General features: G+C 41.2%; 12 protein-coding genes, 1 rRNA gene and 1 pseudogene. 7 read left to right on the top strand and 7 right to left on the bottom strand.

Annotated elements, in window-relative coordinates:
• The 3 genes and pseudogenes from rrf to REC12_RS02085 form a co-directional block, all read left to right on the top strand.
• Positions 1–102, top strand: a 5S ribosomal RNA gene (rrf, locus tag REC12_RS02095); the annotation flags it as partial.
• Positions 103–303: 201 nt separating this feature from the next.
• On the top strand, positions 304–918 hold the full coding sequence (locus REC12_RS02090) for a hypothetical protein (RefSeq protein WP_308892024.1): 615 nt from the start codon (positions 304–306) through the stop codon (positions 916–918).
• 217 nt (positions 919–1,135) lie between these two features.
• Positions 1,136–1,351, top strand: a pseudogene (locus tag REC12_RS02085) (sigma factor-like helix-turn-helix DNA-binding protein); the annotation flags it as partial.
• 726 nt (positions 1,352–2,077) lie between these two features.
• On the opposite strand, the gene REC12_RS02080 reads toward REC12_RS02085, so the two are convergent.
• From REC12_RS02080 to REC12_RS02050, 7 genes are all read right to left on the bottom strand, one after another.
• Entirely contained in the window at positions 2,078–2,692 is a 615-nt protein-coding gene (locus REC12_RS02080; protein WP_308892022.1) for an ATP-binding protein, read from the bottom strand.
• Between the two features lie 299 nt (positions 2,693–2,991).
• On the bottom strand, positions 2,992–3,495 hold the full coding sequence (locus REC12_RS02075; protein ID WP_308892020.1) for a hypothetical protein: 504 nt from the start codon (positions 3,493–3,495) through the stop codon (positions 2,992–2,994).
• 12 nt (positions 3,496–3,507) lie between these two features.
• The gene (gene floA / locus REC12_RS02070) at positions 3,508–4,506 is read right to left on the bottom strand and encodes a flotillin-like protein FloA (protein ID WP_308892019.1); all 999 of its coding nucleotides are present in this window, start codon (positions 4,504–4,506) and stop codon (positions 3,508–3,510) included.
• Positions 4,507–4,536: 30 nt separating this feature from the next.
• Positions 4,537–5,016, bottom strand: coding sequence for an NfeD family protein (locus REC12_RS02065; protein ID WP_308892018.1), 480 nt, complete (start codon positions 5,014–5,016; stop codon positions 4,537–4,539).
• Between the two features lie 15 nt (positions 5,017–5,031).
• Positions 5,032–5,634 (bottom strand): DUF1836 domain-containing protein, encoded by a 603-nt coding sequence (locus tag REC12_RS02060; RefSeq protein WP_308892016.1) that lies wholly within the window; start codon positions 5,632–5,634, stop codon positions 5,032–5,034.
• Positions 5,635–6,187: 553 nt separating this feature from the next.
• Positions 6,188–9,655 carry a cell wall-binding repeat-containing protein gene (locus REC12_RS02055; protein ID WP_308892015.1) on the bottom strand — a complete coding sequence of 1,156 codons (3,468 nt, stop codon included), beginning with the start codon at positions 9,653–9,655 and terminating at the stop codon, positions 6,188–6,190.
• Positions 9,656–10,477: 822 nt separating this feature from the next.
• Positions 10,478–10,753: a hypothetical protein gene (locus tag REC12_RS02050; protein ID WP_308892014.1), complete on the bottom strand. Its 276-nt coding sequence runs from the start codon at positions 10,751–10,753 to the stop codon at positions 10,478–10,480.
• A gap of 178 nt (positions 10,754–10,931) precedes the next feature.
• On the opposite strand from REC12_RS02050, the gene REC12_RS02045 reads away from it, so the two are divergent.
• The 4 genes from REC12_RS02045 to REC12_RS02030 all read left to right on the top strand — a co-directional run bounded on the left by REC12_RS02045 (position 10,932) and on the right by REC12_RS02030 (position 14,190).
• On the top strand, positions 10,932–11,477 hold the full coding sequence (locus REC12_RS02045) for a phosphohydrolase (protein ID WP_308892013.1): 546 nt from the start codon (positions 10,932–10,934) through the stop codon (positions 11,475–11,477).
• A 19-nt stretch (positions 11,478–11,496) separates the two neighbouring features.
• Complete coding sequence (rlmN, locus tag REC12_RS02040) at positions 11,497–12,549, top strand: dual-specificity RNA methyltransferase RlmN (RefSeq protein WP_308892012.1); 1,053 nt, start codon at positions 11,497–11,499, stop codon at positions 12,547–12,549.
• Between the two features lie 160 nt (positions 12,550–12,709).
• The gene (locus REC12_RS02035; protein ID WP_308892010.1) at positions 12,710–13,543 is read left to right on the top strand and encodes a DegV family protein; all 834 of its coding nucleotides are present in this window, start codon (positions 12,710–12,712) and stop codon (positions 13,541–13,543) included.
• A 224-nt stretch (positions 13,544–13,767) separates the two neighbouring features.
• Positions 13,768–14,190: a DUF2089 domain-containing protein gene (locus REC12_RS02030; RefSeq protein ID WP_308892009.1), complete on the top strand. Its 423-nt coding sequence runs from the start codon at positions 13,768–13,770 to the stop codon at positions 14,188–14,190.
• The last annotated feature ends 9 nt before the right edge of the window (positions 14,191–14,199 follow it).

Genomic DNA, 14,199 nt, shown 5'->3' with positions numbered 1-14,199 from the left:
GGAGGGGTACCACCCGTTCCCATCCCGAACACGGAAGTTAAGACCTCCAGGGCCGATGATACTTGGGGCGCAAGCTCCTGGAAAAGCAGGTCATCGCCAGGTAAGAAAGCAAGAGGGACTACCATCAGGTAGTCCTTTTTGCGTATTAAGTGATAGCCTCTTGTCTAATAAAAGACAGGGGCTATTATTGTACACGCTTTCAATTATTAAACCAAATAAAAAGAAAATATTCACATCAAGAAATATAGTTTACATTACGATAGCAATTAGTAGGGTATATATTTTGGGAGGAAGGTGCTTACATTGAAAATTAATTCTCTTTCTTCACAGACATTAACACCAAACAAAATCAATCATTTAAATTCAAACAATAATTTTGCGGTCGGATCTATTGACACACAGGATTCAACTTTATTATCAAAAATGAAACAGCTTGTTGCTGGCAATGCCCCCAAGGCAGCTGTTCCCCAAACAAACAGTATCAATATTAAACCAGGTGAAATAAAAAATATTGGAAGTGTTGATGGTTCTCCATTAAACATAAGTTTTGATGCTGACGGTATGGTTTCAACTAGTTTTGTAATCCCTATATCTAATGCAGTTCCCGGCACCACGGCTACACCTGAACAAATGTTTGCTGCATCCGTTTATAATAGTCATTCAGATGCTCAACAGGAAAAAGCAAGTTCAATCGCTAATAGGTTTAAACTTCTCTATTTAGTTGCAAATGGGTCTATGTCAGTTAGACAGTATAATGCAACATTAGGATCGAACACCATGTCAACGTCAGAATTACTAACCTCACTTGGTATTGATGGGTCAAAATCATTCTCATTTAATGGAAATAGCTTTTCTTTAGATGCTCAAGGTGATCTTCACGCTATAATGCCAGCGATTCCGCTAAATGTCACACAATAGAATGGAGTTAAACACATTGCCAATATGAGAATCTCTAAGGATATATCAAAATATATTAGCCATTTCCCTGGCAAACGGTACTAGGAGATGGTTTGTTTTTTATGCTTGTCAATCGGGCAAAAGTTATGGTCAAGAGAGTAATACTTAAAATCGTAAGAGATACTTCTCCCGCCATCCATTTTAAGGCCCTTTGCCACCATTTAAGTTTTCAACAATTGAAGAGGATATCTCTGTGAAAGTAGAAAACGACTCTGAACAGAAAGCGTTGTTGGGACTGGTAAAAAAACTAAACAAGAGGGAAAAGATAGTGCTTCAATTACGGTATGGTCTGATGAACAGTCCCGAACGGACTCAACGTGAGATTGCTAAAGTGCCGGAAATTTCCATAACAAGCGTAAGAGTTATTTTCATCTTAAATCACAAAGGGTACTGACCAGGGGGTAAGATGATTTTTATTTGTCTATTCGCTTTTGGCATAGTATTTATTCCTACTATATATTTTACTTATGTGGAAAATAGATTTAAAATAAATACAGAACCAAGAGATGATAGATATAGAAACAAAGGGGAAGTTTTACTGTAATTAACAAAAAAATATTGCCAAATAATTAACGTTTGGTATGTAAATAATTAGTGCCAATGAAAAGGAGGTGTCAGGTAATGAAAAAACAGCTTTTAATGTACATCATGGGTTGCCCTGTATATGCTGAGGTTAAGGAATCTGGTGAAAGAAAACATTAATCAATATTGCAGCAAAATGAAATAGTCAATAAAAAACCTGTTTAACTCTGAGGTGCTGGAAATGTCAAATATCCTCCAAAAACACAGGCGGTCTTTAAGTCATACTTAAAGACCGCCTGTGTTTTTGAAAGATACTTTAATTATTTGGTAGTTGCTTTAAGGTGTCTTGACGATGCTGGCGGGGTACCCCCGTTCGATCCACACTGCCGGGAATGCGTCTGGGGTGGCAGTGCGGCGAAAAGCTGGTCCGCTTTTTGTATCCCGAACACGGAAGTTAAGGTCCACACTGCAGGAGAATGCGCCACAAGTCGCAGTGTGGCGAAAGGCTCATTCGCCTTTGTTCCAGGGCTGATGATACTTGGGGGCGCAAGCTCCTGAAAAAGCAGCTCATTGTTAGAATATGGCCGTGAGGGTTGAACTATACGATGGTACCATTGATTGATATTGTAACGACATTATAGTCTATTAATTTACCGCAGTCTGCTAAAGCACTCTTTGCTGCCTTGACAAGTCCCCCACAGCATGGCACTTCCATTTTTAATATGGTTACCTGCTTTATTGAATGTTTCTTCAGAATAGCGGTTAATTTTTCTGAGTAATCAATAGCGTCAAGTTTGGGACAGGCAATCAGGGTGATTTTGTTTTGCATGAACTCCTGGTGAATATTTGGATATGCGAAAGCAGTGCAATCTGCAGCTAAAAGTAGATGGGCGTTGTCAAAGTAGGGGGCGTCGATTGAAACTAATTTTAACTGACAGGGCCATTGAGCAAGCTGTGATTGTGAGTTTTCCTTCTTTCTGCTTAAATTCATCTTAACGGCTTCTTCATTAAAAGCACAACTTTCACGTTCCTCAAGGGTTATAGCGCCGGTCGGACACTCAGGAAGGCAATTGCCTAAACCATCACAATAGCTTTCGGAAATGAGTTTTGCTTTCCCGTTAATTAATTGCAAAGCCTCTTCATGGCAGGCACTGATACAAAGGCCGCATCCATTGCATAACTTCTCATCTATTCTTATGATTTTACGTAGCATTTCATATCCACATCCTTTGCAAAATATATTCAACCATTATGAAATAAAAATTGATGAAGGGAAGAGTCAGGTTAAGCTCTAAGATTTAAAGTTTAAAATTATGACTTTACCAACAGCTATTATACAAAATGATGTGCATATTTGATAGGGTAATATGAAATTATTAGTAGTAAAAGAAATCGATTACTGAAAAAGCAGAACTCTTATAGGCAGTGACAGAGACACAGCGCTTTATAATAGCAGTAAAAAGCTCTCAACTGGTTTAAGCAATTGAGAGCAATGCCAAAGTTTTATCGTGGCTAAAGACTTCTCGCGAAAGGTCTGTGGATTTTTGCTTTGGGTTTGCCGAGTATTTCAGCCCAGATGACAGCATCGACAAGGTTTCTTTCTGTGAAATCGGGAAAACTAGATGACTCTTCGGACTTGGGGGAAACAATCTCAACCATTGATGAAGCTGTTTGCAGCTTGATGCCATCACCTCCAGAATCCCCTTCTACTCCTGCCGTACCCTCGATTCCCGCCGTTCCCTCGATCCCTGGGGTCCCTTCGGTTTCCAATGGTTCCTCTGTCCAAAGAGCTTCGTCTGCCCGGCCGCCTTTTTGATCAGAGATAATTTCGGGCTCAGAAAGGGCTCTTTCGTAAGAAAGTCTCCTTTGTAATGAACTTTCAAACTCCTGAATCTTGGATGGAAAAGAAGAGTAGAAGTTTCTTGGACGCTGCTTGGCCTTTGCCGCGCTTTTATTCATTTGGGAAAAAACCACAAAAATTATGATGATGATGGGAAGAAATGATAGGCTATTCATAGCAGCTTTCCTCTACTTTCTGGAGTTCAGGTCTCCGGAATCTGCCTTGCCCGTACGGGCAATGTTCTCCCTCATAGTTGTATCGGCCATAATGTTTTGCATGTTGTAATAATCCATGACGCCCATTTTTCCTTCACGTAAGGCAGAGGCTAAGGCTCTGGGCACGTCGGCCTCGGCTTCGACAACTTTTGCCCGCATCTCTTGGACGGATGCCTTCATTTCTTGCTCTCTGGCAACAGCCATCGCTCTGCGTTCCTCGGCTTTGGCTTGAGCAATACGCTTATCCGCTTCTGCTTGGTCGGTCTGCAATTGAGCGCCGATATTTTTGCCGACATCAACATCTGCTATATCAATGGAAAGAATCTCAAAGGCCGTACCTGAATCTAATCCTTTGGCTAAAACAGTGCGAGATACCATATCCGGATTTTCCAACACAGCTTTATGTGAGTTCGAAGAACCAATACTGGTGACAATTCCTTCTCCGACCCGGGCAATAACGGTTTCTTCCCCGGCACCTCCTACGAGTCGGTCAATATTCGCGCGAACTGTGACGCGTGCTTTGACTCTTAACTCAATTCCGTTTTGGGCGACTGCAGATACGATAGGTGTTTCGATAACTTTGGGGTTTACGGACATTTGTACGGCTTGCAATACATCCCGGCCGGCGAGATCAATGGCAGCTGCTCTTTCAAAAAGAAGAGGAATAGAGGCACGTTCAGCGGCAATCAAGGCATTAACGACTCGATCGACATTTCCGCCGGCAAGATAGTGAGCCTCTAATTGAGCTGTTGTAATATTTAGGCCGGCCTTATGAGCCTTAATAAGCGGATTAACAATTTTTGAGGGTGTTACACGTCTGAGTCTCATGCCGACGAGGGAAAAGATCCCCACGTTGACTCCGGCTGCCAGAGCGGAAATCCAAAGACCGATAGGGATAAACGTTAATAGGACTCCCAAGACCATGATTACCAGTATTAAAACGATAAGAGACAATAAGGAAATGCCAGCCATTCTGAAAACCTCCTTTAAGATCCTGAGTATTTATTCGCTGATTTGACGGACAACGATACGCGTACCTTCTACAGCAACAACCGAAATTTTGGAACCGTTAGCAATAAATCCGCCTTCAGTAACGACATCAAGTCGTTCGCCGTTAAAATCAGCTGTTCCCGCGGGGCGTAATTGACTAAGAGCGATTCCTTGTTTACCTAAAAAGTTTTCATAACTAGGTTTTGGAGCTACATAGCCCTCATTTTTTGTTTGACGGGTTTTCAAGGCGAATTTTTCCCAAAAACGGCGGGTTTTTGAGAAGCGAAAACTTAAAGCGATGAGCAACGCTAGTATGATTAACAATAAACAGACATAAAATAGACCTTGAAGTAACGAGTTAACAGAAAGCATGATCCCTATAACCAGGGCAACAATGCCAAGGAAACCGAGGATTCCGCCGGGAACAAAAAGCTCTAAAAATAAAAGGACAATACCTAATATGAATAAAATAACAACAAAACCGGTTCCCACATTTCCCCCTCCTTGTTAAGAGCCTTTGCCAAGGTTCAGATTTTTAGATTCTTGAGGTAAAATTTTCAGCCAATGTTCGGCAAGTTGTTTATAGAGATTTCCTCTTGCCAACAAATTTAAAATTACCAAAGTAACGGCAACTTTCTCCTTATCGTCTTCATTCATTTCTTCCCCAGCTAAGGAATCGTTTACCTCCTTCGCTAACTGTTCCAAAGACTTTTGCCAGTCAAGTTGGGTTCGATCAAAGGTGTCACTATAGTATTTATAGAGTTTTGAGGGATTGATTCGGTCATCGGAGTTATCGGCCAAGGTTTGGTTGACAAACCCAAGCAAGCGGGAAATTTCTTCTAAGGATAAAATATTGCGCAAATCATTGATCAACAGAATATTAGCGACTTGTTCCCGGCTGTATTTCTTTTTTTGAGGATTGGGAAGATACTTGCGTCGCACCCAGTTTTGAATATGTGTGTTATTGATATCATTTTGACTTACTCTTTGGGCAATCTCGACAACTTGGGAAAGCATCATGGAGTCAAGCTCCAGATATGGGAGGGCTTTTGATTTTGGTTCGAACGAGTTGATACTATCCAGGATGTCGGTCAGATAGGACGGCTTCAAGGGATCACCTCCTTTAAGAATTTTAATAAAGTTAAGATAAACTTATTATATGATCATTAATATCATTTGTAAATATCTTTATGACTCTTTTTAAATATCGTAGAAATATTGGGTTGCTGTTAAAGCAATCCGTAGGATAGTTTTCGTATTTATCCCGAATAGGCTAACAACTTTCTTAAACTTAATCAATTAATGATTTGACGCTCAGAATAAAACATTAGAAAATTCGGTTAACCAGGACTATGAAATAAAACAAAAAGATTTATCGTATAAAAAGAACTTGGCACAAGTATTGATCTTTTTCGCGTATAAGAATCTATGAGTTTACTTATTTACGTATCAAGGAACTCAATGAACTCGATTAAAAAGTATTTTGAATTGCTCTAAGAAAATAAACAAGTATTTTTTTAAAATAAGAAAGAGCCGCCTTCTCATGAATGTTTTTGAACATCATTGAAGGCAGCTTCGTTTAAGTTTCATCAAATCTCGCTGGAGGGACTAACCCTCCCAGCGAAGATTTGGATGAATATAAGTTTTTTTAACGCTATGACTATTAGTCAACAATAATTTGAATAGTCTTCACTAATCCGTTAGGAGTAATAGCGCTAACTGTAATTTTTTCACCCGAAACAACAGTTGAACCAGCTTTGATTGTTCCGTCTTGATCGATACCGAAGGAACCATTTCCTCCAACATCCGAAACTAATATGATTTGAGCCAAAGGAGCTGCTTTCGTACCATATTGGTCTTTGCTGTAGAAATATACTCCTGCTCGACCGGCACTAGGAACATTGCCGCTTTGATCGAATCTGGCCATGATCTTGCCGGCAGCGAGGTCGCTGGCATTAACATGGGCGATATCTCCTGCATCGTTGAGGGTAATGCCCGCATTGAAGGTGGATACAGATACATTAAGGGAAGCAGCAGCAGGTGTATCTTTGGTGGATTTAATTGGTGTCGTCAGGGAGTGTACTTTTTGGTCAGCACCCATGATTGTTACGCCTAAAGTGGTGCTTGAGGTTGTAACACTGTCAGCCAATGTTTTAGCGTATACATTGACACCGTCATAAGTTGTTGGGTTGCTTAATGAAATCGCAGCATTATTAGCATACTCAATTCCGAAGTCTGAACTATCAATACTTGCTCCGATAATTGGAGTACCGGCTAACATTACTTTTGATCCGCTTGCAGTAGTACCGTAGACGGATGGGTTGGCTGCAAAAGCATCAACTCTGCCACTGAAAGCACCAGGTGTTGTATCGCTGGTAGCATCAGCATAGATTGGATTTGCTACCGTATCCATGGTGTATCCCTTGATATCGTCATTTTTCAGGACTTGCACGGTTACAGATTTTGAATCAATTACAGTGTGTGGGTCTGCCGCAGTTCCGTCGTGGCCGTCTAAGGTATTAACTAATTGGAAGGTCACGGTTCCAGTTCCGCCTGTGGTTTGATAGCCATCTTTTGCAGTAACCTGAATACCATTAGCACCATAAGCTACAGGGTCCCCGTTTTCAATAACGTTTTTATTTTTATCGGAACCTTCAACCGTAAGGGCGCCTGAAGCTGTTGCTAAAACTTCATAGTTATAAGCTGGTGCGTTTCCTACTGCGGCACCGCTAGCCTTACCTACCATATCGAAAACTCTTCCGTATTGATCTTTAACTGTGAAACCGCCGTAGTTATATCCAAAGTCCACACCTTGACTTGCGTTGCTTTGCATATTGTTTAACAAGACGGAAGAATCTAAGGATAAGGTGTCAACCTTGGCATACTTTTGAATATTGAGTGTGATTGAGCTGTACTTACCGGTAGAGGTGGTGGCGGTGATTACTTGCTGACCGTCGGTTGCAAAGCCGTTGCCGTCCGTGCCGGCTAACAGGCTGGCAGTCCCATCAGTATTTTCTACAAGTTCGGCGTTACTAATCGTAAGATTAGTGCCTTTTAAATCACTGTATTTGGTGAGAGGCTGTCCGTTTTGATCTAAAGCTGTAAAGGGAATAGCTTTTCCTTCGTTTACGGCAATAGTTTCAGCCGGAGCCATCAAGGTAAAGGAGTCTATTTGAGACGCTTTGTGCAGGGTTGTATTGAGGGTTGAAGTCTTTCCTGACCAGGTCATGGCGGTAATAACGGTTGGCATGTCCATGGTAAGCGCATTGCTGTCACCGGTAGCCACTACTTTGACAACGGCTTTAGTAGAGTCGCTGGGATCTTTTTCAAGAGAAGCCGTTACATAGGAGTTGGAAGTGGTCAGCAGATTGTCGTTACCATTACTGTCAGAGTGCAGTATTAATCCACCTTTAATCAAATCATAATTTGTGGTGGGGTTACCGCTCATGTCAGTGGCTGTAAAGCTTGCATAGAATTCGCTGGAATCGCCTGCGGTAAGAACTTTACCATCTGCATTGCTTAAGGTTCCAAGTTGGAAATCGCTTAATGTTCCGATTTGGGTGGAGGTGGTTAAGGTAGCACTGACAGAAACTCCGGATGTTGAATCATATCCTGTGATGACAACTGTAGGATATTGCATCAGGTTCGTGCTGTTCGAACTGGGAGTTAATGTCAGCAAGCCATCCTTAGCGTCAACAGTACCTACACCGCTTTGGAACGCTAAACTGTTGGCAAGAGAAGAAGTTGTAATGTCATTTCCGTATTGGTCTAAAACATTATAGGTTGCATAACCTGTTTGACTGTTATTGTTGTTGGAATCGGTAACAACTCCTAATTTATCTGAGGTGATATTAATAGAAGCAATTTTTTGTTGAGCTACAGTCACAGACGATGTTCCCAAATCTGTTGAATCGTTCTTAACAGAAACGTTGTAAGTTCCTTCCGGGAAATTAGCTGAATTAGCCAGAGTTGCCTCTGTATTGTCAGCATTCCAAGTTGCGGTTACAGTTACAGGTGTTGTTGAGTTTGTAACATTAAATGTTACTTTAGAGGTGTCTGCCGGTGCTTGATTAAACACAACTTTAAAGCTATTAGCGCTTGTGGCAGTTACAGAGGTGACAGCTAAATCACCTTGAGTTGGTACTGTGCCGTTGACTATGCCGGTACGCACAGCATCGGAAACGACTGCTGTTCCACCAAGAGCAGTGACAACACCATTAGCACCGAGCTTGCTGTGTACGAACGTAGCAGCAGCAGGAACTGTTCCGTTTGTGAGGACGATGGCAGACTTAGTTTGAGCTGCGAGCGGTGCGCCGGCAAGAGCATCGATAGCCGTTTCGCCGTTAGCTACATAAACATTGTCAAAGCCGAGGGATGAGCTGAAGTCTTGGATGACTTGGTTGTTGGTGTCATAAGCCGTATTTCCGAAATGACGGGTAGCATTTGGGAATTGAGCTTTTACAGCATCACTGATGACGCCGGTTCCGCCAATGACATCTGAAGAAGAAATATTGTTAGCGGACAAGAAAGCTTGTACACTTGAAGGAACTGAATTCTTGTCGGTCAATAAGATCGGCTCAGTGGAAGCAGAAGCAACGGAAGCGATCGAAAGAGCATCTTGGTTCAACCAACCGTAAGCAACAGCTACTTTGGTGACTGGAGCACCAAGTTCGACCATTTTCTTAGCAATGTTAGCGGAGGTTTCAAAACGGTCATTTCCTCCGAGGGAAACAACGGTAATACCCATACCAGATAATTGATCAAGTACTGATTGACTAATGACTGCCGTTCCGCTCGTTACATAAACTGTTTTTACATTCAGCTTTTGAAGTTCAGTTTTTGTATCGGCATTCAAAGTATTTCCAGCACCTTGGAGAAGGATTGGAGCTTTAAGGTAGGTGGCGAGTGGACCAGCAGTAAGGGCATCCACCATACCATAAGAAGTGGATGATGCCAGAACAGCAGCACCTGTCCAGCCTGTTTGATCAGCGATAGCTACAGCAGTTTGTTCAGCGGTTGTTCCTGCCAAGCGAGTGGGAACTGTAGTAGCCGCGAAGGCATTATACGGTATCGCGCTTAAAGTCATACCAGCGATTGCTAATGATGCTAAAGCTTTTTTAGTCTTTTTCATGCTTAAAATATCTCCTCTCAATTTTGAAAACGTTTTTGTGATTTTTTTCTAGAAGAACCATTTTGCGAACACGGGGACCACAGAGACGATATCCGTCTCTCACCTCCTTAAAAAGAAATATTATTAATCTTTAGACATTGCGCAGTATCTAAAAGTATTCCGCTGGATGATTCGGAGGCGTCCCTCCAAATTGATCAAATTATCACTCCAGTGGGTACCCTTTAGAACTTTAATAATGAGGATCTCCAAGAAGGCCCACAACAGCATTACATTTTATTTTTAAATGTTTATGCCATTGTTTTTGAAACTTTTAACTTGGCGACAAACAGATTCTAACACATTAAATTAAAGATTGCATTTAAAACATATTGGACATATTTCCAAGTTTTACTTATAAATCGGTTTTCTTGACAGATAAGCAATTAAAGCTTAACAAAACTTAATACAAATGAGGATAAATTAACACTTTCTTAAAAAGGGAAGATAATGGAAATAAAATTTGATTAAATATTAAAAGGTTGATTTTTTGTGCATATATTAGAAGCAAAATCTCAAATAATAGTCAGCATCAGCAGGTCAGCTGTTACAAAATTAAGAAGATGATAGTTTTAGGCCGCTATATTGAAAAGGAAGTTTCTTAGTGTGACATGCTGTTTAACGTTGTGTGCGAAGGCTTTGTGCTGAAGGCAGGTCTTAGGACATTGCAGCAATATAGTGTATGGAATGAATGCAAAAGCTGTGTTCCGGTAAATAAAAACAGAGTCAAAGAATTTTTTCTCTGACTCCGCTTACTTTGTATGTGAGTAAACTAGGTTATGTCGGTTATTTGCCTAAATAATTTTCCAGATCATTTTTAACACCATATTGTCTTTGAATTTCATTGACACGCGGTATCCAAGTCAGTAAGCGCTCTTTAACCTCGTGATCAGTTACCTGATCAACAAGCAATACTTGACCTTCACTCAACTGTACCCCAATCTGATACTGTTGTTTCTCAAGATCGCTGCTCACTAAAATCCCCTCATAGGGCTCTTTGGAGTAAGCGGAATTGTTGAGAAAGGCCTCTTTACTCATAATTTTGCCTTCTATTTTATCCATATAGTTATCAGTCTCCTCTTATCAGTTACTTTATACTGTTGATATTTTGCAACTGATGTGGGATTTTTATGTAATCAGTGCGTTCTTGCTTTTTCAAAGCTGTTAGAAATGATATAATTAAAAAATATGATTTGGGGAAAATTCTAGTTGATGCAAAACGAGATTTGGAAGGTGCACAATGTCGGATTATATCCTAACTTATTCGAGAATTAAATTTTATCCCCTTGAGCCGGCTATGGGTGATATTAGGATCGAAGATATTGCCCACTCCTTGTCATTAATGACCAGGGCCAATGGTCATAGCAGTCATTTTTATTCCGTAGCCCAGCATTCCCTGCAGTGTTGTCGTGAGGCTGAAAGCCGGGGATATTCAGTAAGAGTGCAGCTCGGCTGTCTCCTGCATGACGCCAGTGAAAGCTATATTTCTGATTTGACAAGGCCGGTGAAACGCAATCTTCCTGAGTATTTTAAGATCGAAGAAACGCTGCAAAAATTGATTTACGTTCGGTTTGGGCTTGGTGATTTAACGGCAGACGAACTGAAACAAATCGAGAATGTTGACGACACGTTGCTGCACTATGAATTTGCAGCAATGATGGATTATCAGATTTTTGAAAAGGCACCTGCTAAATCGCTGAAAGACTATGATTTTGCCCAAAGAGATTTTATTTCTGTAGAAGAAGAATTTCTGGCCGCATTCAATAAGTTAATGAGTTGCAGATAGTGCGTTCTGAGGAAAAAACATGAGTAAAGAATCCATTTATAGCCTGACCTTTGATCAGCTAACAGCATGGTTTATAGAATATAAGTATAAACAGCACCGGGCATCTCAAGTTTGGAATTGGCTTTATAGGAAGCGTGTGACTCGGCTCAGCGAAATGACGGATGTTCCTGAGAAGTGTCTGGACTTATTAGAAGAACACTTTGCCTTTTGCTCACTGACTGAGTACTTAAGACAAGAATCTCAAGATGGAACGATTAAGTTTTTATTTCAATTACACGATAATCATTTAATTGAAACAGTATTGATGAAACACAAATTTGGTTTGTCGGTTTGTGTTACGACCCAGGTTGGCTGCAACATGGGATGCAGTTTTTGTGCGAGCGGACTGCTCAATAAAAAACGCGATTTGTCAAGCGGAGAAATAGTGGCACAAATTATGGCTGTTCAACAGTATTTGGACCGGGAAAATCCCGCGGAGCAAGTAAGCCATGTTGTAGTCATGGGGATTGGCGAGCCCTTTGACAATTTCACCAACCTCGTCAGCGCTCTTCAGATTCTGAAAGACCAAAAAGGCCTGGCGATTCCCGCCAGGCACATTACGGTGTCAACCAGCGGCTTGGCGGATAAAATTTATGATTTTGCCGATGTAAATTTGCGGGTAAATCTGGCGATTTCTTTGCATGCGCCAAATAATGAACTTCGAAGCCGGATTATGAAGATTAATCGCCTGTTCCCTCTGGAAACTCTAATGCCGGCTGTTGCTTACTATTTGCGGAAAACAAACCGGAGGATTACCTTGGAGTATATTCTGCTTAAAGACCTGAATGACAGCAAGGAACACGCTCTTCAGCTGGTAGGGCTGATCGGAGAAAAACGTCAGTTTATTAATGTGAACTTAATTCCCTATAACCCGGTCGATGAACATCAGCAGTATCGGCGGAGCGAGCATGACTCGCTGCTTGCTTTCTATGATACGTTAAAAAAGCAAGGTATTAGCTGCAGTATCCGCCTTGAACATGGGGCAGATATTGAGGCGGCTTGCGGGCAATTGAGAAGCAGGTACAATCGCTAATGTATGTGGAGATAGGGTAGGGTTCCATTTAATGTTAAAATTAATCATAATTCAAGAATTGCAATCAACGTGAATGTCAGATACCTGGCCAAATTTAATGCTCGTAGAAATTCCCGCAAAATGATATGATGATCAAGAGCGGATTAATGGGGGATGAGCAATGGATTATAGGATTGTCATGGACAGTGGCTGCGACCTGAACCAAGAAGTAGAAAAGCAAATACCTCTCCGGTTAGTACCCCTTAGCCTTGTGCTAGGCGAACATCATTTTCTTGATGAGAATTTGAACTTAAAGAGCTTCTTAGAAGAAATGCGCAACACCGAAACCGCACTTCAGACAGCAAGCCCCTCCCCGAACTCGTTTCTTCAATGGTTCGACGAAGCGGAAAATACCTTTGTGGTAACGCTCTCTTCCAAAATCAGCAGTACTTACAACAACGCCGTATTAGCCAAAACTATGTTTTTAGAACATCAGGCCTCGCGCTTTATCCATGTCTTTGATTCCTTGACTGCTTCTGTGGGAGAAACCTTAGTGGGGCTTAAAATAGTAGAACTGGCTCGAAATAACCTTAAGAACTATGAAGTTGTTGAGCGGGTTAATCAATATATTCAGGATATGAATACTTTTTTCTTATTGGATTCGCTGGAGCATTTAATTAAATCCGGGCGCTTGAGCCGTTTTTCCGGAACCTTAGCTACCTGGCTTTCCATCAAACCTATCCTTGGCGGTTCTGACGAAGGAACAATCGACCTCATTGAGAAGGTTAGAGGGTCCAAAAAGGCCTTTCAGCGTTTCGTCGATATTATTGGGGAAAAGGGTGAGAGGCTTGAGGATAAAATACTGGGAATTGCTCACTGTAATTGTTTAGACAAGGCAGTGTTGCTAAAAGAAGAGGTACAGAAAAGATACCGTTTTAAAGATGTGATTATCGTGGAAATGGGTGCCACAATTTCCGCTTATGCAGATGAAGGCGGACTTTTAGTTGCTTATTAAATAGTTCCAATGCTCCTATAGCTCTCCGTCTGAAAGCCAGACGGGGAGCTTATTATTTTTAAATAGAGTCTGATCACTGAGGAATTGATTGAGCTATAACTTAATGATATTAATATAAAACTTAAATATATTAATATCAATATTGACATTATTAATATATTCGTTTATTATCTTAATCAGAGAATGTTTACTAAGCACGCAACTAAGTTAAGAGGTGATAATTCTTGGATTATAAGATGCCCCATCGCTGTCCGGTTTGCAGCCATGAAATGAAAATCAGCAAATTAAGCTGTACTTACTGTTCGACAAGAATTGAAGGCGAGTTTAGTTCCTGCAAGTTTTGCAGACTGGCGGCGGAACAGTTGATTTTTGTGGAGGCGTTTATTAGATGCCGGGGAAATATCAAAGAAGTAGAAAAAGAATTGGGAATCTCCTATCCGACAGTGCGAAGCCGCTTAGATAGTGTTATTGAAGCGCTTGGTTACGGGACGGATAAAGAAAAAGAGTTTATCCAGGAAGGAACAGATCCCACTGAAGAGAGTTTGCGCAGGCAGGAAATTCTGGCAGCCTTAAATCGCGGAGAAATTTCAGTTCAGGAAGCAACTCAGCAAATGAAGAAACCGACAAGTAAAAATGTGGAAGAATAACAGGACGGA

The sequence above is a fragment of the Candidatus Desulfosporosinus nitrosoreducens genome, from assembly GCF_030954495.1.
Taxonomy (GTDB): domain Bacteria; phylum Bacillota; class Desulfitobacteriia; order Desulfitobacteriales; family Desulfitobacteriaceae; genus Desulfosporosinus; species Desulfosporosinus nitrosoreducens.
Note: the sequence above shows the minus strand (reverse complement) of the source record. Positions and strands in the feature narration are given on the sequence as shown.

What these genes read in the sequence shown, in the direction of transcription:
- REC12_RS02080 (WP_308892022.1), bottom strand. Translation starts at nt 2,692, where the DNA reads ATGCTACGTAAAATCATAAGAATAGATGAGAAGTTATGCAATGGATGC.
- REC12_RS02075 (WP_308892020.1), bottom strand. Translation starts at nt 3,495, where the DNA reads ATGAATAGCCTATCATTTCTTCCCATCATCATCATAATTTTTGTGGTT.
- floA (WP_308892019.1), bottom strand. Translation starts at nt 4,506, where the DNA reads ATGGCTGGCATTTCCTTATTGTCTCTTATCGTTTTAATACTGGTAATC.
- REC12_RS02055 (WP_308892015.1), bottom strand. Translation starts at nt 9,655, where the DNA reads ATGAAAAAGACTAAAAAAGCTTTAGCATCATTAGCAATCGCTGGTATG.
- REC12_RS02050 (WP_308892014.1), bottom strand. Translation starts at nt 10,753, where the DNA reads ATGGATAAAATAGAAGGCAAAATTATGAGTAAAGAGGCCTTTCTCAAC.
- REC12_RS02045 (WP_308892013.1), top strand. Translation starts at nt 10,932, where the DNA reads ATGTCGGATTATATCCTAACTTATTCGAGAATTAAATTTTATCCCCTT.
- rlmN (WP_308892012.1), top strand. Translation starts at nt 11,497, where the DNA reads ATGAGTAAAGAATCCATTTATAGCCTGACCTTTGATCAGCTAACAGCA.
- REC12_RS02035 (WP_308892010.1), top strand. Translation starts at nt 12,710, where the DNA reads ATGGATTATAGGATTGTCATGGACAGTGGCTGCGACCTGAACCAAGAA.